A 20,335-nucleotide genomic window follows, 5' to 3' on the forward strand; every position below is an offset into this window, starting at 1 on the left:
CACCTACTCTTCCAGTTTCAGACGCAATTCACGCAATATCGGGAGCGCGGCGCGTACCCTGTCATCGCCCAAGCGACTGACCATGTCATTGATGATCGGCTCCATGCTCGCCAGCGCCGCGTCACGAGCCTGTCGGCCGGCAGGACTGATCGCAACCATTTTACGGCGCGCATCGTCCCAATCTGGACGGATATGCACATATCCCGCCGTCTCTAGCTTATGCAGCGTGTTTGTCATTGCCCCGCGGGTAAGGTGGAAAGTCTTGGCTAACTGAGCTGGACTGCGTTCGGCGTTCGAGCGATCCAGGTGATTCAGCACGGAAAAATGCGACAGCTCCATACCTTTGGGCAAAACTTTTGACAAACGGGAACGGGCGAGCTGATCCACCATCAGAATTTCGCCAAACAGCGTAATCGCCAATCCGCTTTTGTCGTTCATTTAGGGCCCGCTAAAGTCTCGGTCATGTTGTAAGGACGGCACTTGCCTACGGGCCTTCTGAACCAATGTCAGGTCAATATCAACAAGCGTCACGCCCGGTTCGGTTCCTGCATCCACCAAAACCTCTCCCCAGGGAGCGACAACCATGGAATGCCCATGTGTTTGGCGTGACTGTCCTTTGGAAGCTGGGTGCTTGCCGGTCTGTGCCGGCGCAATGACAAAACAACCGGTCTCAATAGCCCGGGCACGCAGCAGTGTCTCCCAATGCGCCGCACCTGTGACGTGAGAAAAGGCCGCTGGAACCGTCAGGATTTCCGCCCCAGCTTGGGCCAGAGCCCGATGAAGCCCCCCAAAACGCACATCATAGCAAATAGACAAGCCCAGCTTGCCCAAAGGCGTATCAGCAACAACAGCTCGCTCGCCAGGCCGGTATCCGTCAGATTCCCGATAGGTCTCTTCCGGCGACACATCCACATCAAACATATGGATCTTATCATATCGCGCGACAATCTCGCCTTCGGAAGAAACAACAAACGACCGATTGGCAAAACGCCCGTCCGCATCCTGCGTCTTTAGGCCGATGCTGCCAATCAGAAGCCAAATTCCAAGTTCCGTACACAAATCGACCAGAGCCACAAGAGTCGCGTCCTTAGCCTCTGACGTTAGCACCGCTTCTTGGTGCACGCGACTAGTCGATAGGCAATTCATCACTTCAGGCAAAAAGGCAAAGTCTGCACCTTGGCCTTTTGCTTCACGCAGCATTGCGTCGGCTGTTGCCAAATTCTCCTCGGGCAAATCCGATGAGGTCATTTGAAGTAAGGCCACTCGCATAGCCACTTAAGCCGCCAATAGAGGATCAAGCTTTCCTGCCTGCTCAAGCGCATACAGGTCATCACAACCTCCAACATGAGTTTCCCCGACAAAAATCTGGGGCACAGTACGACCGCCATTTGCACGGGTTATCATTTCCGGCTTACGATCTGGATCCTGCAAAACATCAATCTCGACAAAAGAAATGTTTTTCTGGGCCAGAAGCCGTTTGGCGGCGTGGCAAAACCCACAAAGTGGGCTGGTGTAAATCTCAACCGGCTGCATAGCGTTTCCTTTTCCTCTTGGATCGTTTGTCAGGCATTTAGGCATGCTTTGCAACGCGCGCCAGTGTCACGACTGACACTTCCTTGGCATTGGCCGTGAGACACGCGTCCGTTGCGACGCGCAAGGTTACCCCACTGGTCAAAACATCGTCTACCAATAACACTTTAGCTCCGGACAATAGCGATGCACGCTTAGGATTAGGCTCGATCGCGCCTTTCAGTTTCCGGGCACGCTCTACCCGATTCAACCCCTCCAGACTTCCGAAACCTTTTGTTCGCAAGAGAAGGTCTGGGCAAAAAGTACCTCCAGCCTCACCCGCCAATCTCTCAGCCAAAAGAGCGGCCTGATTAAATCGGCGCCGCAAATACCGAAACCGATGCAAAGGGACGGGAGCAATGACATCCACTTTGTCCAAAAGCGACTGAGCAGCATTAAAGAGCCACCGCCCAGCAGGACGCGCAATTTCTGTTCGGTCGCCATGCTTGAACGCTAGGACGATTTGGCGCCCCGTAGCTTCATAAAGGAACGCTGATCGTCCTTGCTTCCAAGGCGGCGGGTCACTCAGGCAATCATCACACGCCACGCGAATCTCGGCGGTATCAGCCGTGACAGGTCGACCACAAACGTCACATACCGCCGCTCCTATAAAGGCTGTCTGCGCCCAACAATCCGCACAAAGGCCAAAATCACTTTCCACCATGTGGCCACAGGCCACACATCGTGGTGGGAACAAAAGGTGTATGGCGGTTTGAATCTTCGCCTTCACCCGCCTATTGTCCGCATCATGCAAAACAACCCTCGCCTCACTGATACAAATGCATTGCGACGCAACCGCGCGCGCGCCGATCTAACCACTGGAATGTTTCTGCACGAAGCAGCCATTACCGAGGTTCAGGATCGCCTCAACATGGTTAACAGAGAGTTTACGGCACCAGCCGTAGTGACCGGATTTCCTGGGGTTTGGAGCACATGTCTGCCAAATGCCAAGTTGATCTCCGACAATGACACTTTGGATTTGCAGCCCCAAAGGCATGATCTTGTGATACATGGACTGGGGCTACATTGGGCCGATGATCCTGTGGGACAAATCATCCAATGTCGACGCGCTTTAAAGGACGACGGCCTCTGCCTCGTAGTCACCTTTGGCGGAAAAACATTACATGAGCTGCGTGCCTCACTGGCCCAAGCGGAAGCGGAAATCACAGGTGGGCTGTCCCCACGTGTTGCGCCGATGGGTGAAATACGTGATCTAGGCGCGCTACTGCAACGTTCCGGACTGGCATTGCCAGTTGCCGATTCTTTGCCTCTAAAAGTCACTTACGAAAGCCCTTGGGCCTTAATGAACGACCTTCGTTCAATGGGTGAAGGAAACGCTCTAATTGACCGACTTCGCCACGCAACCCGCCGCTCAATTTTCACCCGAGCGAGTGAAATCTACACAGAGACATTCATGGAGGCTGGTCGGGTTCCCGCGACGTTCGAACTGATCTTTTTAACTGGCTGGGCGCCTGATGCCAGCCAGCCGCAACCTCTGCGTCCTGGCTCAGCAACAAACAGACTCGCAGACGCTTTAAGCACGCCCGAATTCAAATTGCCCAAGTGACTCACTTACACGGACCACAGCCAATGACCCAAGCTACATGCCCGGCCCACGCCCCGAAAGACCACCCAAAGGTGGCACGCGGCAAGACAGGCATTCTCCTCGCCAACCTCGGCACTCCAGATGACTACAGCTATTGGCCAATGCGTCGATATCTGAGTGAGTTTCTGTCGGACAAACGGGTGATCGACTATCCGTCCTGGAAATGGCAACCACTGTTACAACTGATCATCCTGACCAAACGACCATTCTCCAGCGGTAAGGCCTATGAGTCCATTTGGGACAAGGAACACGGTGAAAGCCCGTTGATGGTGATCACCAAGGAGCAAACAGTCAAGATTGCGTCAGCCATGGAAGAAAAACATGGTGAACAAGTTATGGTGGATTTCTGTATGCGCTATGGCAACCCTTCGACCATTTCGAAAGTGCGCCAAATGGTGGCGGCGGGTTGTGAACGAATCCTGTTTTTCCCGCTTTATCCGCAATACGCCGGGGCCACATCTGCAACTGCCAACGACCAGTTTTTTCGGGCTTTGATGGAAGAAAAATGGCAGCCGGCCGCGCGTACGGTGCCGGCATACTTTGATCACCCAACCTACATCGATGCCTTGGCCAAATCGGTGGAAGATGCCTATGCCAAAGCCAAGAAGCGCCCTGACCTTTTGGTCGTATCCTATCACGGGATGCCAAAACGCTACCTACGAGAAGGCGATCCGTATCATTGCCAGTGCCAAAAAACCACGCGCCTGCTGAAGGAACGATTGGGTTGGCAAGACACCGATATTTGCACAACTTTCCAATCTCAGTTTGGACCTGAAGATTGGTTGCGACCCTATACCGTTGAAGAAGTTGCCCGCCTTGCCAAAGAAGACGGCAAAACCAATATCGCCGTGATTGCTCCTGCGTTCTCAGCCGATTGCATCGAAACACTGGAAGAGATCAACGAGGAGATCAAAGAGAGCTTTGAGGAAGCTGGCGGCAAGGATTTTCTCTACATTCCCTGTCTTAACGCTGACACTTCCCACATTACATCACTCTGCCAGATTATTGATGAGAACCTTGGAGGTTGGGTGAAGTAACCCAACCAAACTCTCTATTTTACAGATGTTCAGCAGGAACCAGAAAAACAAAAAGGCGGAGCAAAGCCCCGCCTTTTCGAATGTCAGATCGCTTTAGAGCGACTTAGGATGCAGCTGCAGCCGCGGCCACGATGACCAGCAGCAGAAGCGGTACCCAAACGTCGTTGCCAGAGCTACCAGCAGCTTCTTCGATCACAACAGGTTCAACAACCGGATCGGCCATGGAGCCCGCGAACGCGGTGGAAGCAGCGGCAGTCAGAGCAGCAGCGAGAACAAGTTTCTTCATAATATCCTCCAGAATTCGCTTGCCACCATAACAATGAGGGCGATGACAAGCACCCAAGACTTACCTCGTGAAATGTCTAAACAGCAAAAAGCCGGTTTTGCAAACCCAAGATTGCCGATAGCCACCCACCAAGGTCCAAATGTCGTCAAATTAGCAACACTTGTGTGCCGACTTTTGTCAACGAAAACAATTCGGAGATGTGTTCATTGTACAGTCCGATGCACCCATTTGAGGACCGGCGACCAATTTTGCGCGTGTCGTGCGTCCCGTGAATTCGGTAATAGGTCCAACTCAAATAAAGCGCATGGGTTCCCAATGGGTTATCCGGACCAGGCCCAACATAATCAGGCCATTCAGGATTGCGCTTCTTCATCGAGGGTGTTGGCCGCCAGCTTGGCCCATCAACCTTGCGAACAACCTTGGTTCGACCGCGGCGGGTGAGGTCTTCGGTTAGAGGCACAGATGTTGGGTATAGTTTGTACACCGTCTCATCTTCGGACCAGTAATGCAGTGCACGCGACGTTACATCCACTAGAACGGCGCCGTTCCTGAGATTGTCAAAGTAAGGCGCCCAATCCAAAGAGCGAAAGCTCGAGATATTGCGAACCACAATGTCATCCAGATCGCGCTCGACCTCTGTGGTTCCGGTCTCGGTTTGCGCAATCGCCGGCGCGCTCAAAAAAGCCGCGCCGCTTGCCAAAAAGGCACGACGGCCAAGTTTCTTAGACCGATCAACAGCCATTTTTTCCTCCAGAACCCACTTGATAAAGACCGGTCGATCATATGGCCGGAATGCCGCAGTCGCAAATCAATCAAGCGCAAAAGAGCAATGTCACGCCGATGTGGGTTTTCATAGCAACGTTGGGCAGGTAGGACTCTGCCAATCAATTCTTCGGGACGGAAACACAATGCGCGTAATTGCACTTTTGTTTGTAGTGGCTTTTGGCTTGGCAGCCTGCGGTGCGGGCGGGTCCAGCACAAAACAATACAAGATCTCAGCGAACAGTACGTCCCGAGTACAATATCAAGTGCTGGATTCCATCAACGCATTGCGCGCAGCCGGTGGTGCCCCCGCTGTTGAATTGAATGGGCAACTGAACGCGGCGGCTGCCACGCACGCGCGTGATATGTCCCTTCAAAACCGTCCTTGGCACTTTGGCTCAGACGGCTCTTCACCTTTAGACCGCGTAGCGCGGGTTGGGTATTCCGGTGCACTTGTTGGAGAAACCATCAGCGAGACCTACGAATCAGAAGTGGAAACGCTGGCTGCGTGGATGCAACAAGATGACACGCGCGCGGTGATTTTGGACCCCAAAGCCCAGGACATGGGCTTTGCCTGGTTCCAGGAAGGCAGCGGAAAGATCTGGTGGACACTGGTGATGGGCAAGCGCAACATTGTGCAGCTGGCCGATTTTCAGGGGTAAATTGAGATAACCGTGCCGTTGTTCACCATGGCGTAAATCTCGCGAATTTCACGATCTGTGACCGCAATACAGCCCGCGGTCCAATCATTCTTGCCGTCACGATATTTTTTTGGCCGGCCATGAATAAAGATGTCACCACCTGGAGATTTACCCAAAGACGCGGCATGTGATCGGTCAACGTTATTGGGATATGACACGCCTATCGAGAGATAGAACTGGCTGTTTGGGTTGCGGCGATCGATAAAGTAGTCACCCTCTGGCGTTTTGCCGTCGCCTTCCACTCGCTTGTGACCCACGGGTTGGAAACCGAGGTGCATATCATACGATTTCAAAACTTCGTTGTGGTGCATGAGGTAAATTTTGCGTTGTTCCTTAAACACAGCAACGCGGGTCACTTCTGGACCGTTGTATGACATAAATTTGCTGGAACAGCTTGCCAAGCCAAACGTCAAAACCGCAAGCAACAAAGCGGGAAACAAACGCATCATTTAAGTCCTTTTTGTACCACTGCCTCTTTGGAGGGCTTTTAACAGATTGGGGCCATTTTGGCCTCTCACGGCTGCGTGATAGCAGCTATTTCCGAACAAATCTTGAAGCCAATTCCACATGCGACGACCAGCGGAATTGGTCGACGGTTTGAACCCAATCTAGGTGGTACCCTGCCGCGACCAAAGTCGCCGCATCACGTGCAAAAGTCACCGGATTACAAGACACATAGGCGATTTCCGACAGGTCAGACTTGGCCAGCTCGGCAACCTGGGCTTCTGCCCCGGCGCGTGGCGGATCGATCACTGCAAAATCATATTTAAGATCTTCTGAAACAATGGGATTTCGAAATAGGTCACGGGCTTCCACAGTGACCGGTTTAAGGCCTTGCGCCATGCGCCATCCAGCGTCCATGGCGTCGACCATCGCCTTGTCGCCTTCCACGCCATGCATACGGTAGGTCATGGCCAGGGGCAGAGTAAATGTCCCGCACCCCGCGAAGAGGTCAATTCCGGAACCACCCTGCGTGATGGCCGCTTTGACTGAATTCAGAAGGGCAGTCTCTCCCTCAACGGTCGCCTGCAGAAAGGCACCTGGCGGAGGAACCACAGACGCAGCGTCAAAACTCTGCGCCGGCACCATTCGTGTCGCGACCACTTCGCCATCCCATGTCAAGCGCGCCAACTTGAAACGCTCCACTTCCTGAGCCAATCGGGCCAGCAGCGGTCCATCCAACGGTTTTCCACCAACAACGGCCATGTCTATGCCGGCGTCAGACAACGTGACGGTAGCGCTGATTTCCCCTTTGCGAGAGGAGGCAATTTGACAGAGCTGCAAGATAACCTCGCGGGCGGGCAGCAAGTCTGGGTGCAGCAGCTGGCAATCTGGAATCTCTACAATCACATCCGAAGCACGGGCATGAAAACCCACCAAAGCCGCCTTTTTGGTGCGCCGCGCTGAGAACACCGCGCGTCGGCGGGATTTGGGGGGGGAGGTCAAGATCGGCCGCAAGTCTGCTTCCAAACCCTGTGCGGCAAGCGCTTGCCTGACAACCTCAACCTTCCACTCCGCCAAAAAGTCATCAGACGCATGTTGCAGCTGGCAACCGCCGCAAGATTTGAAATGACGGCACGGGGCTTTCACGCGGTGCTCAGATGGAGTCACAACCCGCATATTGGTCAACCGATTACCGTCGAGGTCTCCCTCCACGGTCTCTCCGGGAAGGGTCAAGGGGACATAGAGGGATCCGTCGGCGATTCCATCACCGTGCAGGCCCAAACGCTGGATATCAATCTGGCTCATGCCCGTCCCTTAGTTGGGGACGGGCACAAGGTCAAATTTTACTCAGCGGCTTCGTCCGCATTCAGGAAGCCACCAGATTGGCGGGCCCAGAACCCGGCATAGAGGCCGTTCTGCGCCAAAAGCTCCCCATGGCTGCCCTGCTCAACAATACGCCCTTGATCTAGAACCAGAATACGGTCCATCTCGGCAATTGTGGACAGGCGGTGCGCAATCGCAATCACGGATTTGCCCGCCATCATGCCATACAGCGTGCGCTGAATGGCGGCTTCGACCTCGCTGTCCAAAGCACTTGTTGCCTCGTCCAACAGCAGTATCGGCGCATCTTTCAGGATTACACGTGCCAAAGTGATACGCTGACGCTGTCCGCCCGAGAGTTTTACACCGCGCTCGCCAACATGAGCATCATATCCTGTGCGCCCCTGTGGATCTTCGAGATCCAGGATGAACTCATGCGCCTCTGCTTTCTTTGCCGCCGATATCATTTCGGCATCTGAAGCATTCGGATATCCGTATAGCAGGTTGTCACGAACAGACCGGTGCAGCAGCGAGCTGTCCTGTTGCACCATGCCGATCAGGTCGCGCAGGCTGTCTTGTTTGACCGTGGAAATATCTTGGTCGTCTATCAAGATACGCCCTTGTTCGGTGTCGTAGAACCGCAGGAGAAGTTTCACCAACGTGGATTTGCCAGCGCCAGATCGACCAATCAGGCCAACCTTTTCACCTGGGGCGATGGTGAGGGAGATGTTGTCCAACCCGCCGCTGTTACGGCCATAGTGGTGCGACAGGCCCTCAAGCTCAATTTTGCCCTTGGTGAAGGTCAGCGGCTTTGCATCTTTGGAATCAACCAAATCAATGGGTTGCGCAATGGTTTCCATACCTTCGGCCACCACACCCAACTGACGGAAGAAAGAGGTCAGCGCCCACATGATCCAGCCGGTCATGGCGTTCAAACGTAGGCTCAAAGCCGTGGCCGCAGCCACCACCCCAACGCTGGCCTGACCCTGCATCCATAGCCAAATGGCCCAGCCAACAACACTCACGATCAACACGCCGTTGAGCATGACCAACATCACGTCCATCAGAGTGAAGATGCGCATCTCCGCCTGAAAGGTTTCGCGTGAGTATTCAATGGCTTCTTTGGCGTAATCCAGCTCGCGCCTGTTGTGGGCAAAGAGCTTCACGGAATGGATGTTGGTGTAGGCGTCCACAACCCGCCCGGTGACTTGAGAACGAGCGTCCGAGGCTTTTTGCGAGGCGGGGCCCACACGTTTCACGGTCCATTTCACCAGGAATCCATAGAGCACCAGCCAGCCCAACATGGGCAGCACCAAGCGCGGGTCAGCATCCGCCAGAAGGATGGCTGCACCAACGACGTAAGCGATGGAGAATGTTATGGCGTCAAATACCTGAAACACCGCCTCGCCGGCAGCCGGCGGGGTCTGCATAATCCGATTGGCGATGCGGCCGGGGAAGTCGTTTTCAAACCAGCCAACTGATTGACGCAAAACATGTTTATGAGCCCGCCAGCGGATCAATGTGCCGAAGTTTGGCAACAGTGTATTGTTGAGCAGCAGTACGTCAAAGGCCTGCAACGCGGGGCGCAGGAAGAGCACAAAGAGGATCACCAAAATGAACTCGGTGCCGTGGTCCGCCCAGACCTGGGAGGGATCACCGCTCAACAGGTCCACGATACGGCCCATATAGGCGATCAGGCCGATCTCTACAGCGGCCACGATGACCGACATTATTGTAGCAAAAACAAAGACTTTTCGGAACGGTTGCGCATAGTCGCGCATAAACGGCCACAGCTTGGTAGGAGGCGCGTCTACTTCGTCATAGTCGCAATAGGGGTCAACAAGGGTCTCGAAAAACTTGAACATGAGAATGTCCTGAAAAAACAGTGGATTGTGCAAAATGAAGTGACTCGCCATCTCTGGCCGCCACGGCGGTCAGATTGGCTTATGAAAACCAGATCCCGCGATACATCTTGCACTCCTTCTCATGTTTGAGCTGTCGGCATGCTGGCGCAGTGTTGCGTGTGCGTCAACCTCCGATTTACCTGACCTTTGGCACGTCGGTATTGCGTCGGTAAGACGACTGTTTTGCGGAGGTGGGGGTTTTGTGGGTCGCGGATTGGGTAAACACAACGCGCGCAGGGTGTTGCCTGTTCGAGGGCGCACCGGATCATGCGATGCCAAGCCCTGGGATCAGGTCAGGGAGTCCAGCAATTCGGATTTGCTCAGCGAGAAGTCTGACGCGATCCAGCGTGATTCGAGGTCCTTGAGCGCTTTACCCAAAGCCGCGCCTTGAAACTGGTCAATAAGGTCAGCGGGGCGGATTGGGAACCGTGCGTCAGCGCCTGCTTGCGCGGCGGCCAGACCTTCGGACATTAGCGGCATCTCAAACACGGCGGCCCGCAACAGCAAGATTGAATTTGCCGCATCCAGACCGTGACGGTAGCCCAGCGCGCCGGGGGTTTCAGACGACTCCAATCCGTTGCGCAGTACGTCACGGTGGCGGGCGGTCTTTTTGGAAAGCCTTAGGGACTGCGCGATACCTTCCCCACCCAAAGCCGTTAAGCGGCGGACAGGATCAATTGGCACCGCAGACATCTTTTCCAGATGTACCAAAGGGGCCAAGGCGCGGTCATCGGTGCCGGGCAAGATTGCGGTGAGCGCGCCGGTCTGTCGCATGGCGGCCACGGCGGGAGCCGGGTCTGGGGCGCCCATAAGCTTCAAGGTCTCGCTGCCCACACGTTCGCGGGACAGGGACGCTAGGCCGTCGATGTTGGCGGCAATCGCTGCGAGGGCTTCGGGGTCCATGCCCTCAGCAGGGTCGCCATAATACGCGTGGAAGCGGAAGTAGCGCAGGATGCGCAAGTAGTCTTCACGGATGCGGTCTTGGGCGTTGTCGATGAAGCGCAGGCGCCGGGCCTTGAGATCATCGATGCCGCCCAATGGGTCAACCACGGTGCCATCCGCGCGGGCGTACAGCGCGTTCATGGTGAAATCGCGGCGACGGGCGTCGTCTTCGACAGTGTCAGAAAAAGCCACCACAGCCCGGCGGCCATCGGTTTCCACATCGTGGCGGAAGGTGGTGATCTCATGCGGGATGCCATCTGCCACTACCGTGATGGTGCCGTGCTCAATACCGGTTGGAATGGCATTCAGCCCTGTAGTTTTCGCCAGCTCCAAGACCCGGTCCGGCCGGGCGTCGGTGGAAATATCGATATCATTTACCGGCGCGCCCAGGAGCGCATTGCGGACACAGCCGCCAACCAGCAGTGCTTGGTGTCCATGTGTCTCTAACATCGCGCAAACGGCCTGGGTTGGGGCGGCTGTCAGCCAATCTCCGGTGACTTTCATGTGCCTGACACCTGTTGCGCCAAACCGCGCAGAATGCGGGCTGTAGCACCCCAGATGTAATAGGGACCAAAGGGCACTGTGAAGTAGTGACGGCGTTGACCTTGCCAGCGGCGCGATTGAACGGAGAAGCGGGCCGGATCGGTCACATGGGACAAGGGCACGGAGAAGACCTCTTCAACCTCCCCCGGCTCGGGAATGACGTCAAAAGCGTCTCTAACATGGCCCAATACTGGCGTGACGAGAAAACTGGTGACCGTTTCATGGGTGGGCAATGTGCCGAGAACTTCAACATTTTCAGACGGCAGGCCAATCTCTTCACGCGCTTCCCGTAGGGCAGCGGCAATCACATCCGCATCACCGTCATCCTGTTTGCCACCGGGAAAGGAAATCTGCCCCGGATGATGTTTCAGATGGCTGGCACGTTTGGTGAGTATGACGTGGGGAATGTCCTGCTTGATCTCGATAGGCACAAGCACGCCAGCAGGGCGCAGCTTGCGGCCTTTGGGTAAAACCACATCCGGATTGAGATCAAAATCAGAAGAGGCCGCGCTATCCCGTGACAGCGCGGCCTTGATGTGTGTGAGTGGATCAGGCGCCTTTGGCATCTGTGTCCGAGGTCTTGGCCTGAAACCCAACCGTGGCCGGATCAAGGTCATAATGCGAACCACAGAATTGGCAATCCGCCGTCACACGCCCGTTTTCCTGGGTCATCGTAGCGATGTCTTTGGCCGAGTAGATCGACAGAGATTGACGCACGCGGTCCTCAGAACAGGTGCAGCCAAATTTGACCGACTGTGCATCATACACACGGGGCGCTTCCTCATGGAACAAACGCACCAGAAGGTCGGTTGGCGGCACAGACGGGCCGATCATTTCCAGCTCTTCGACGCTGTCCAATAGGATGTTCACACGGTTCCAGTTTTCTTCGTCGTCTTCATTCAGCACGTCTTTGGCCAACAGAAGACCACCTTCACCGCTGCCACCTTCACCGGTGACGTGAGGGCTGGCCTTGGGCATGTGTTGCAGCATGACGCCGCCTGCCCGCCAGTGCTCACCTACACCAGGCTCAACCGATTTGCCAAACTTCAAAGAGAAGCGTGTGGCCAGCTGTTCGGACTGCGCAAAATAGGCCTCGGCAGAGGCCTGAAGTGAACCACCGGTCAGGCCAGAGATGCCTTGATACGGTTTGGTGCCTTCGCCCTGATCAATCAGCACAGCAAAGTAGCCGTTGCCCAGTTGGTCAAACGGCGCACCATCGGTCAGGCGCTCTTCGTCAAAGCTGGCATAGGCGCGTATGCGGCCCACTTCACCCTCTTTGGTTGGTGCGTAGTAATCGGTCGCAATCATGCGCACGGGCCCATTGGTTTGCACCTGAAGTGACAGCTTCCAGCGCAGGCTGATGGTCTGGCCGATCAATGCGGTCAGCAGGGCCATTTCAGCCACCAACGCCTCTACCGTTTCCGGGTAGGCATGTTGTTTGAGCACGCCAGAGAGCACGCCATCAAGGCGGGCCACGCGCCCGCGAATATCAGAGTTGTCCAGCTGGAACGGCAGCACTGTGTCGTCCCAGGCAATATTGCTTGCAGCTTTCATGGGGTTTCCTTATCGGCCTTCCCTTGCCATACCGCGACTATATAGGGCCAGCAAGGGCAGGAAAAAGGGGTTTCACACATGATACCACGTTTCGGGACACCGCCACGGAAGGATGTGCGCTATACGATGCGCCCCGGAGCCTATGCGGTTTTGCTTCAGGGCGACCAAATGCTGCTCACCCATCAGGCTGAACCCACGCCAGAATTTCAACTGCCTGGTGGCGGCATTGATCCGGGAGAAAGCCCGGTGGTGGCTTTGATGCGGGAAGTGTTTGAAGAGACCGGGTATCGCATTGCCAAGCCACGGCGCCTGGGCGCGTTCCGTCGGTTTACCTATATGCCGGAATACAACCTCTGGGCCGAGAAACTCTGTACGATTTATTTGGCCACGCCAACCCTGCGGATTGGGCCGCCAAGCGAGCCGGGACATAAGGCGGTGTGGATGGGTGTTGAGGAGGCGGTTGCGCAGCTTGGCAATGACGGAGACCGGCATTTTGCTGCACAGTTTTTGCGATAGAACGAGTTAGCCGCCGCGATACTCCAGCAAGATGCCGGAGACATCATCTGGGAACCCTTTGCCGCCGGAGAACTCATCAAGCTTCCAGACCATAGCTTGCAACGTGTCCTCAAGGTCGTGACCGGCCAGATCGACCATCAAAGCCTCAAGACCTTCTTCCCCCAGCAATCCATTGCCGGTGTCCGGGCATTCGGTCACACCGTCTGACAACAGGAATAGGCGGTCGCCTTTGTTGAGGTCGATGCTGAACTGCGAGAACTCGGCCCCTGGGATCAGACCCACCGGCAATCCGCCAGGGCCCTCTTGCTCAATGGAGCCATCGGCACGTTGGATCACGGGATGCGGATGACCGGCCTGTGCAAGGATGACGTGTCCGGTGGCGAGATCAACATCGGCGAGCAGCATGGTGAAGTAATGCTCGGTTTCCATCTCGTCGAGGATGATTTCGTTAAGACGGGCAACAACTTCGGCGGGCGGAAGATGTGTTGTGGTGCCGTCTGGCAGCACGTGCATCGCCACATTATGTTCCGGAGATGTCGCGGATAAGTAGCCCGCGAGACGCGCGGTAATCAACGCAGAGCTGATTCCATGGCCCGACACATCGATTGCATACAAACCGATTCGCGTGTCGCTAATTTTGTAGTGACCAACCAAATCGCCGCCTACATGGCCGGAAGACTGCAGCAGCAGAGAGACCGCCGCACGATCAAAATCTTTGAACCGTTCGGGCACAAGAGATTGCTGCAGCTTCTTGGCGGCGAGCAAGTCGTTATCCAGCGAGTCATACAGGCGCTGAAGCTCATCCAGCGTTTCAGAGATCACTTTGTTCTTGTCGGTGAGTTCGCGCTCCATGCGCAAAATCCGCTCCGCCGCGGAGATCCGCGCACGCAGCTCGTAGCCGTTGACCGGCTTGGTTAGGAAATCATCCGCTCCGGCGTCAAAGCCTTGAGCAACCTCAGTTTTTTCACTCTTGGAGGTCAGAAGAATGAAGTAGCCGTAGGTGTCTGCGCTGAGTTCACGGAAGGCGCGGCAGAATTCCAGACCCGACATGCCGGGCATCATCCAGTCTGACAGAACGAGATCCGGCAGCTCTTCGCGACAGATGTCGAGCGCTTCCTGGCCCGAGGCCGCCTCGATCACTTCATAGCCATCCCGTTTGAGCGACAGGCTCAAAATACGGCGCTGCACGCGGCTGTCATCCACCAACAACACACGCTTGATGACGCCGATATCAGGCGCCTCATTACTCTCAATAGATTGAACAGTGTTGGTCGACAAACTTCCCTGACCTTCGCTCAAGTTTTGACTTCTTTCGTAACATAACTATGGTCTTGCTACTTAACATGCCGTCAAAAGTAAAAATGAGATAGTTCAAATTTTATCGTCTAGGATTTGTTAACACTTTTCTGCCACTGTGTAGGGGTGAATAATGAGGAAATGCCCATGATTGACTGGGAACGAGTGGAAGAACTGCGCGACGAAATCGGCGCAGAAGATTTTGGCGAAGTGGTAGAGCTTTTTCTTGACGAAGTTGAGGAAGTGATTTCCCGACTGCGTGACAATCCAGATATCTCCAACCTCGAAGCGGACCTGCATTTCCTTAAAGGCGGCGCATTGAACCTTGGGTTTCGGACGTTTTCGCAACTTTGCCAAGCAGGCGAAGCGGCCGCGGCCGCCGGAAAAGGCGACACGGTGGATGTTCCTGCGATCCTCACATCTTTTGAAGACAGCAAAGGCGTGTTTGCGCAAAAACTCGCCGCCGCCTGAAAGAGAGCCCCCTGATATTGCCAGATACGGCACGCTCCGATCCTAGAGCCTCAGTGATCGACCTAAGCTTCCGCTTAGGCCGGTCTTTGTTTCTTTTGACTCAGGGTTGGCCGCCGGTGGCATCCAAAGGGTGCGATGCGGTAGCGCTAAAGTACAAATTGTCCCAGCGTTTCGTCATTGGTGATGTCGGTAAAGGTCATGCCGGCGGCTTCGATCCGCTCAAACAACGCCTCAAAGTTCTGCGGCGACTTAGTTTCAATACCAATCAGAACCGATCCAAAATTGCGGGCTGATTTCTTAAGATACTCAAAGCGCGCGATGTCGTCTTCTGGACCCAAAGTTTCCAAAAAATCACGCAGGGCTCCTGGACGCTGAGGCATGCGCAGAATGAAGTATTTTTTCACACCGGAATAGCGCTGCGCCCGTTCTTTGACCTCAGGCAAACGTTCAAAATCGAAGTTGCCGCCCGAAGTCACGCAAACCACAGTTTTGCCTTTGATCTGATCCGCCACATCAACAAGCGCGTCCACGGCCAAGGCGCCGGCGGGCTCAAGCACGATACCTTCGACATTCAACATCTCCAGCATGGTGGCGCAGATGCGGTCCTCGGATGCGGACACCACAATTTGCGGGTCCATGCTGGCAAGACGGGCAAAGGTTTTGTCGCCGATGCGGGCCACCGCGGCCCCGTCCACAAAGCTGTCGACATGCGCCAAGGTGGTTGGTTCACCAGCCTCTAAGGCCGCGGCGAGACTCATGCCGCCTTCTGGCTCCACCAATGTGTAGCCCAGCGCATCCTCAAAGTAGCTGTAAACGCCAGACGACAGGCCACCCCCGCCCACAGGGAGAATAATATGGTCTGGCACGCGGCCAAGTTGGTCTTCAATTTCCACGGCCACCGACGCTTGGCCTTCAATCACGTCTTCGTCGTCAAACGGAGACAGGAAAGCCGCGTCAACTTCAGCGCAATAGGTTTGCGCAGCCGCCAACGTGTCGTCAAAATAGTCGCCCACCAGGCGGATTTCGACGTTGTCGCCGCCAAACACCTGCGTCTTGAAGATCTTCTGTTGAGGGGTAGTGACCGGCATGAAGATCACGCCCATCACGTCAAAATGCTTGCACATATAGGCCACACCCTGAGCGTGGTTGCCCGCGCTTGCGCAGACAAAGATGCGGTGCTCCGGGTTCTCTTTGCGTACTTTGCGCATGGCATTAAACGCCCCGCGCAGCTTGTAAGACCGCACAGGTGTGAGGTCTTCGCGTTTGAGCCAGATATCGGCACCAAAACGGGCGGAGAGGTGGGCATTCAGCTGCAGAGGCGTGGCGGGGAAAACGCTGCGCATGGCGGCTTCGGCAGTGCGGGCACATTTACGAAATTCGCTCATGTGCCCTGAGTGGCCGAAGCCGGAGGGTTTGGCAAGGGGAAGGTCCTAGATCAGTCGATGGGTCGGCCTTCGATAAAATATCCATGTAGCGTGGTCAGCACGCTGATGTTCAACAAAGACGCCAGAATGCTGGCACAAAGCGAGAGAACTCCACTGATGATTGGCACGAAAGTCGATGTGAGGAAAACCGGGAGTTGCAAGAGCACCTGAAACCCAATCATCGACAGAAAGAGTACGATGAGAGTGCCCGCATGTCCCTTGGTCTTCTCAAGCGCGTCGTTGAGTGTAATTGGCTGACCAATTGCAGCCGCGGGCAAAGTTGGGCTCAGTCGGATGCAGAACACTATGAGCAGCAAGTAGACGGGAATGCCAACAAGTAAGCCGATGACGATGCTTGCTTGCAGAAGAAACACGGCCAGAAAACCGACTGATATCAAGACAACCAAAAAAACAAGGGTGAGTTTGAGAACTTGCCAGCAGTAGGACAGAATGCGGTCAGTGTGAAACCGGGGCAGCCAGCCTTGTGGATGTTCTTCAAGCAACACAAATCGATGCCATGCCACGACGCACCAAGCGAAAATACCGGCATAAAGCACAACAAAGCAAAGCACCCCAAGGCCTACCGGGAAAACGGCATCGTTGCTGTTGTTCAATCTTGGTTCAAACATACTAAACAACCCAACAAACAGTCCGACGCCTAGAACAATACCGATTGCCGCTGGCACCAGAAAAATACGCAGAACCTCAAGCCAATTGCCAAATATCATGCGCAGCGCATGTGTGAACAATTTCCAACCCTGCATGTGAGTACCTCTTAAAGATAGTGTTTTTGTCGAATTTCGCCCGCATCTGGCAGACTTCATCCAACAAAAGCAAGTGCAGCGATCCGCTCACCTTGCCCATGGGCACAAAAACCGGTATCGCGCAGGCGATATATGGACGAAGGGAAGTAACATGTCGGCTCCGAAGAAAGTTGTGTTGGCCTATTCCGGTGGCCTGGACACCTCGATCATCCTGAAATGGCTGCAAACCGAATATGGCTGTGAGGTGGTGACCTTCACCGCGGATTTGGGTCAGGGCGAAGAGCTTGAACCCGCCCGTGCGAAGGCAGAACTGCTGGGCATCAAACCAGAGAACATCTACATCGAAGATGTGCGAGAAGAGTTTGTGCGCGACTTTGTCTTCCCGATGTTCCGCGCCAATGCGGTCTATGAAGGTCTGTACCTGCTGGGCACGTCAATTGCGCGTCCGTTGATTTCCAAACGTCTGGTTGAGATTGCCGAAGCGACGGGCGCAGATGCCGTAGCGCATGGCGCAACCGGCAAAGGCAACGATCAGGTGCGGTTTGAGCTGGCGGCCTATGCGCTCAACCCTGACATCAAGGTGATTGCGCCTTGGCGGGAATGGGACCTGTCCTCGCGCACCAAGCTGCTGGAATTTGCCGAACAGAACCAGATCCCGGTTGCTAAAGACAAACGTGGTGAGGCGCCGTTCTCTGTAGACGCCAACTTGCTGCACACGTCCTCTGAAGGCAAAGTGCTGGAAGATCCGGCTGTTGCTGCGCCGGATTATGTCTATCAGCGCACCGTGCACCCTGAGGATGCGCCAAACGAGCCGGAATTCATTGAAATTGGATTCGAAAAAGGTGATCCGGTCAGCATCAATGGCGAGGCGATGAGCCCGGCAACCATGCTGACCAAGCTGAACGAATACGGCGGCAAGCACGGCATTGGCCGGTTGGACCTTGTTGAGGGTCGGTTTGTTGGCATGAAATCGCGTGGCATCTACGAAACACCCGGCGGCACTGTGTTGCTTGAGGCGCACCGTGGCATCGAATCCATCACCATGGACCGGGGCGAGATGCACCTGAAAGATGAGCTGATGCCGAAATATGCAGAGCTGATCTACAACGGCTTCTGGTATTCGCCTGAGCGCGAAATGCTGCAGGCGGCGATCGACAAGTCGCAAGAGCATGTCACCGGCACCGTGCGGGTGAAGCTTTATAAAGGCAGCGCCACCACCGTGGGCCGCTGGTCTGACCACTCGCTCTATTCTGAGGAGCATGTGACGTTTGAAGACGACGCGGGTGCCTACGATCAGAAAGACGCGGCCGGCTTCATCCAGCTGCAAGCACTGCGCCTAAAATTGATTGCGATGCGCAACAAACGCACCGGCAAGTAAGCAAACCTATTTCGAAAAAGCCCGCCCAATTTGGCGGGCTTTTTTGTGTCTCCCATTTGCTGATCCGAAAAAACCCTTTGAGATGGGCAGGATGACGGCTAGCGTTTCCGAAAGACGTTTTGACAGGAACGTGACTGCGCCGGGGAGGCAGTTGGATGGGGACACTCACATATTTTTTGCGCATATTTGCGGTCTTTCTGTTGAGCGTTGGGTTTGCCTGGGCGCAAGAAGAAGTCGTCGAGGATTCTGGCCCACCAGCGGTTGATGATGACGTCTTTGTGCAAGCTGTTGAAGTGGACGGCGAGCAGCTGTTTGCGGTCCGAGGGTCCACTGCCCTGCCCGCGGAGGAGCGCGCGGCGCTGGTCGCCAAACGGATTGTCGATGTGGCAGAGCGCAGTGAAGCCACAACTGTGGTCATGGGCGTTGAACGCGGTGAACTGGGCCAGACAATTTTTGCCGATGGCGTGATGGTCAGCGTAACCACGCAGGCGGATGCAGATTACGAACAGATGGAATTGGCAGTGCTCGCCTCCCTGCACGCCGAAGCGATTGAAGCGGCCATCTTAACCTACCGCGCCAACCGAACTGATGAAGCGTTTTCTCACAGCACGCTGACGGCGCTGGCCTGGTCGGCGATTTTTGCCCTCTATTGCGGTATCCTTTTTTGGCTGAGAAAGCGGGTTCCACGCCTGCTGGCTGGCATCGTCGAGCACCGTACGCGCGGGCTCCAAGAAGCAACCGGGGACATCGTGCAGAGCCAAGCGGTGTCAAATATCTCCAAATTCCTCATTCGTCTGCTGGTGGATATCACGCTGTTCACGGGCTTTTATTACTACCTGTCGTTTGTGCTGCACTCTTTCCCCAACACGCGACCAGTCGCGGCGCTGCTGATCCGCTATGTAACCGACCCGATTCTTGAATTGATGATGGGCTTTGTCAGCTACATGCCCAATTTGATCACAATCGTGATCATCGCCGCCATTGCTCGGTGGATGATCAAAGCTGTGTATCTGTTTTTTGAAAGCGTCGACAAAGGGGTGATCGAACTCAAGACATTTGAGGATCATTGGGTCTGGCCGACCTACAACCTGATCCGGGGCGGGATCATTCTCACAGCCGCGGTGATTTGCTTCCCTTATATTCCAGGATCGGATTCCGCAGCCTTCCAGGGGCTCACCATTCTGGTCGGTGTGATGGTCTCACTTGGCTCAAACTCGGTGATCTCCAACGTGTTGGCCGGGCTGTTTGTGCTCTACAAGCGCTCGATGAACGTTGGCGATCGCATTCGGGTGGGGGATCACTACGGCGATGTCATGCAAATCCGGTTGATGGAGACGTATCTGCGGTCGGTGAAAAATGAGCTGATCTCAATCCCAAATGCCACGTTGTTGTCTTCCGAGGTGATCAACTACTCCTCGAAGATTGATGGCAAGGGTCTACTACTGCACACAACCGTTGGCATTGGGTATGAAGAGCCCCGCAAGAAGGTGGAGGCCATGCTGATTGAGGCGGCACGGCGCACCAAAGGCTTGAAAAATACCCCTGCGCCTTTTGTTTTGGTGACTGGTTTGTTGGACTTTGCCACCAATTATCAGATCAACGCCTTTACTACGCGGGGTAGCTCCCTGCCCCTGTTGTTAAGTGAACTACACAAAAACATCACCGATGTGTTTAATGAAAACAGCGTTCAGATCATGACGCCCAACTATGAAACAGACACGCCGGAGTTGAAGATTTCGGAAGTCGCGTGGGACGAACCACTGGCCCATGAAACAGCGGCAGAAGCAGCCGCTCAAAAAACATAAGGCATCGCAACAA

Annotated in this window: 22 protein-coding genes; 7 read left to right on the forward strand and 15 right to left on the reverse strand. The window is 55.0% G+C overall.

Annotated elements, in window-relative coordinates:
• Nucleotides 1-3 precede the first annotated feature (3 nt).
• From QZ517_RS06035 to QZ517_RS06050, 4 genes are read right to left on the reverse strand one after another with little or no spacing between them, the layout of a single operon-like run.
• Entirely contained in the window at nucleotides 4-438 is a 435-nt protein-coding gene (locus QZ517_RS06035; protein ID WP_168590904.1) for a MarR family transcriptional regulator, read from the reverse strand.
• A complete protein-coding gene (locus QZ517_RS06040) occupies nucleotides 439-1,269 on the reverse strand; it encodes a carbon-nitrogen hydrolase family protein (RefSeq protein ID WP_294223785.1) in 831 nt (276 codons plus the stop codon).
• A gap of 6 nt (nucleotides 1,270-1,275) precedes the next feature.
• Entirely contained in the window at nucleotides 1,276-1,533 is a 258-nt protein-coding gene (grxC, locus tag QZ517_RS06045) for a glutaredoxin 3 (RefSeq protein ID WP_294223706.1), read from the reverse strand.
• Nucleotides 1,534-1,570: 37 nt separating this feature from the next.
• On the reverse strand, nucleotides 1,571-2,299 hold the full coding sequence (locus QZ517_RS06050) for a ComF family protein (RefSeq protein ID WP_294223708.1): 729 nt from the start codon (nucleotides 2,297-2,299) through the stop codon (nucleotides 1,571-1,573).
• An 18-nt stretch (nucleotides 2,300-2,317) separates the two neighbouring features.
• Here QZ517_RS06050 and QZ517_RS06055 point away from each other — a divergent pair, with 18 nt between their 5' ends.
• Together QZ517_RS06055 and hemH are read left to right on the forward strand one after the other, a co-directional pair.
• Nucleotides 2,318-3,136, forward strand: coding sequence for an SAM-dependent methyltransferase (locus QZ517_RS06055; protein ID WP_294223711.1), 819 nt, complete (start codon nucleotides 2,318-2,320; stop codon nucleotides 3,134-3,136).
• A 23-nt stretch (nucleotides 3,137-3,159) separates the two neighbouring features.
• Nucleotides 3,160-4,212 carry a ferrochelatase gene (gene hemH, locus QZ517_RS06060; protein ID WP_294223714.1) on the forward strand — a complete coding sequence of 351 codons (1,053 nt, stop codon included), beginning with the start codon at nucleotides 3,160-3,162 and terminating at the stop codon, nucleotides 4,210-4,212.
• A gap of 103 nt (nucleotides 4,213-4,315) precedes the next feature.
• Here the strand turns inward: hemH and QZ517_RS06065 are convergent, their stop codons facing one another.
• Together QZ517_RS06065 and QZ517_RS06070 are read right to left on the reverse strand one after the other, a co-directional pair.
• Nucleotides 4,316-4,498, reverse strand: a complete 183-nt coding sequence (locus QZ517_RS06065) for a hypothetical protein (protein ID WP_283424386.1) — start codon at nucleotides 4,496-4,498, stop codon at nucleotides 4,316-4,318.
• Between the two features lie 145 nt (nucleotides 4,499-4,643).
• Complete coding sequence (locus tag QZ517_RS06070) at nucleotides 4,644-5,240, reverse strand: L,D-transpeptidase (RefSeq protein ID WP_294223717.1); 597 nt, start codon at nucleotides 5,238-5,240, stop codon at nucleotides 4,644-4,646.
• Between the two features lie 286 nt (nucleotides 5,241-5,526).
• Here QZ517_RS06070 and QZ517_RS06075 point away from each other — a divergent pair, with 286 nt between their 5' ends.
• On the forward strand, nucleotides 5,527-5,922 hold the full coding sequence (locus QZ517_RS06075; protein ID WP_366766007.1) for a CAP domain-containing protein: 396 nt from the start codon (nucleotides 5,527-5,529) through the stop codon (nucleotides 5,920-5,922).
• On the opposite strand, the gene QZ517_RS06080 is transcribed toward QZ517_RS06075, so the two are convergent.
• From QZ517_RS06080 to QZ517_RS06105, 6 genes are all read right to left on the reverse strand, one after another.
• Nucleotides 5,913-6,407 (reverse strand): L,D-transpeptidase family protein, encoded by a 495-nt coding sequence (locus QZ517_RS06080; protein WP_294223723.1) that lies wholly within the window; start codon nucleotides 6,405-6,407, stop codon nucleotides 5,913-5,915. The genes QZ517_RS06075 and QZ517_RS06080 overlap by 10 nt on opposite strands.
• An 88-nt stretch (nucleotides 6,408-6,495) precedes the next feature.
• A complete protein-coding gene (locus QZ517_RS06085) occupies nucleotides 6,496-7,710 on the reverse strand; it encodes a class I SAM-dependent RNA methyltransferase (RefSeq protein WP_294223726.1) in 1,215 nt (404 codons plus the stop codon).
• A gap of 38 nt (nucleotides 7,711-7,748) precedes the next feature.
• On the reverse strand, nucleotides 7,749-9,590 hold the full coding sequence (locus QZ517_RS06090) for an ABC transporter ATP-binding protein (RefSeq protein ID WP_294223728.1): 1,842 nt from the start codon (nucleotides 9,588-9,590) through the stop codon (nucleotides 7,749-7,751).
• A 327-nt stretch (nucleotides 9,591-9,917) separates the two neighbouring features.
• Nucleotides 9,918-11,075, reverse strand: a complete 1,158-nt coding sequence (locus QZ517_RS06095) for a CCA tRNA nucleotidyltransferase (protein WP_294223732.1) — start codon at nucleotides 11,073-11,075, stop codon at nucleotides 9,918-9,920.
• Nucleotides 11,072-11,680 carry a CoA pyrophosphatase gene (locus QZ517_RS06100; RefSeq protein WP_294223737.1) on the reverse strand — a complete coding sequence of 203 codons (609 nt, stop codon included), beginning with the start codon at nucleotides 11,678-11,680 and terminating at the stop codon, nucleotides 11,072-11,074. The genes QZ517_RS06095 and QZ517_RS06100 overlap by 4 nt, the downstream gene beginning before the upstream one ends.
• The gene (locus QZ517_RS06105; RefSeq protein WP_294223740.1) at nucleotides 11,664-12,668 is read right to left on the reverse strand and encodes an Hsp33 family molecular chaperone HslO; all 1,005 of its coding nucleotides are present in this window, start codon (nucleotides 12,666-12,668) and stop codon (nucleotides 11,664-11,666) included. The genes QZ517_RS06100 and QZ517_RS06105 overlap by 17 nt, the downstream gene beginning before the upstream one ends.
• A gap of 78 nt (nucleotides 12,669-12,746) precedes the next feature.
• Between QZ517_RS06105 and QZ517_RS06110 the strand changes: the two genes are divergently transcribed.
• Nucleotides 12,747-13,184: an NUDIX hydrolase gene (locus tag QZ517_RS06110; protein WP_294223742.1), complete on the forward strand. Its 438-nt coding sequence runs from the start codon at nucleotides 12,747-12,749 to the stop codon at nucleotides 13,182-13,184.
• 6 nt (nucleotides 13,185-13,190) lie between these two features.
• Here the strand turns inward: QZ517_RS06110 and QZ517_RS06115 are convergent, their stop codons facing one another.
• Nucleotides 13,191-14,405, reverse strand: a complete 1,215-nt coding sequence (locus QZ517_RS06115) for a SpoIIE family protein phosphatase (protein WP_294223788.1) — start codon at nucleotides 14,403-14,405, stop codon at nucleotides 13,191-13,193.
• A 222-nt stretch (nucleotides 14,406-14,627) separates the two neighbouring features.
• Here QZ517_RS06115 and QZ517_RS06120 point away from each other — a divergent pair, with 222 nt between their 5' ends.
• On the forward strand, nucleotides 14,628-14,951 hold the full coding sequence (locus QZ517_RS06120) for an Hpt domain-containing protein (RefSeq protein ID WP_294223745.1): 324 nt from the start codon (nucleotides 14,628-14,630) through the stop codon (nucleotides 14,949-14,951).
• 146 nt (nucleotides 14,952-15,097) lie between these two features.
• On the opposite strand, the gene ilvA is transcribed toward QZ517_RS06120, so the two are convergent.
• Nucleotides 15,098-16,336 (reverse strand): threonine ammonia-lyase IlvA, encoded by a 1,239-nt coding sequence (gene ilvA / locus QZ517_RS06125; protein ID WP_294223748.1) that lies wholly within the window; start codon nucleotides 16,334-16,336, stop codon nucleotides 15,098-15,100.
• Nucleotides 16,337-16,386: 50 nt separating this feature from the next.
• Entirely contained in the window at nucleotides 16,387-17,139 is a 753-nt protein-coding gene (locus tag QZ517_RS06130) for a hypothetical protein (protein ID WP_294223751.1), read from the reverse strand.
• A gap of 151 nt (nucleotides 17,140-17,290) precedes the next feature.
• On the opposite strand from QZ517_RS06130, the gene QZ517_RS06135 reads away from it, so the two are divergent.
• Together QZ517_RS06135 and QZ517_RS06140 are read left to right on the forward strand one after the other, a co-directional pair.
• The gene (locus QZ517_RS06135) at nucleotides 17,291-18,517 is read left to right on the forward strand and encodes an argininosuccinate synthase (protein ID WP_294223753.1); all 1,227 of its coding nucleotides are present in this window, start codon (nucleotides 17,291-17,293) and stop codon (nucleotides 18,515-18,517) included.
• A 155-nt stretch (nucleotides 18,518-18,672) separates the two neighbouring features.
• Nucleotides 18,673-20,322 (forward strand): mechanosensitive ion channel domain-containing protein, encoded by a 1,650-nt coding sequence (locus tag QZ517_RS06140; RefSeq protein ID WP_294223756.1) that lies wholly within the window; start codon nucleotides 18,673-18,675, stop codon nucleotides 20,320-20,322.
• Nucleotides 20,323-20,335: the final 13 nt, after the last annotated feature.

Source organism: uncultured Shimia sp., assembly GCF_913054185.1.
Lineage (GTDB): Bacteria > Pseudomonadota > Alphaproteobacteria > Rhodobacterales > Rhodobacteraceae > Shimia.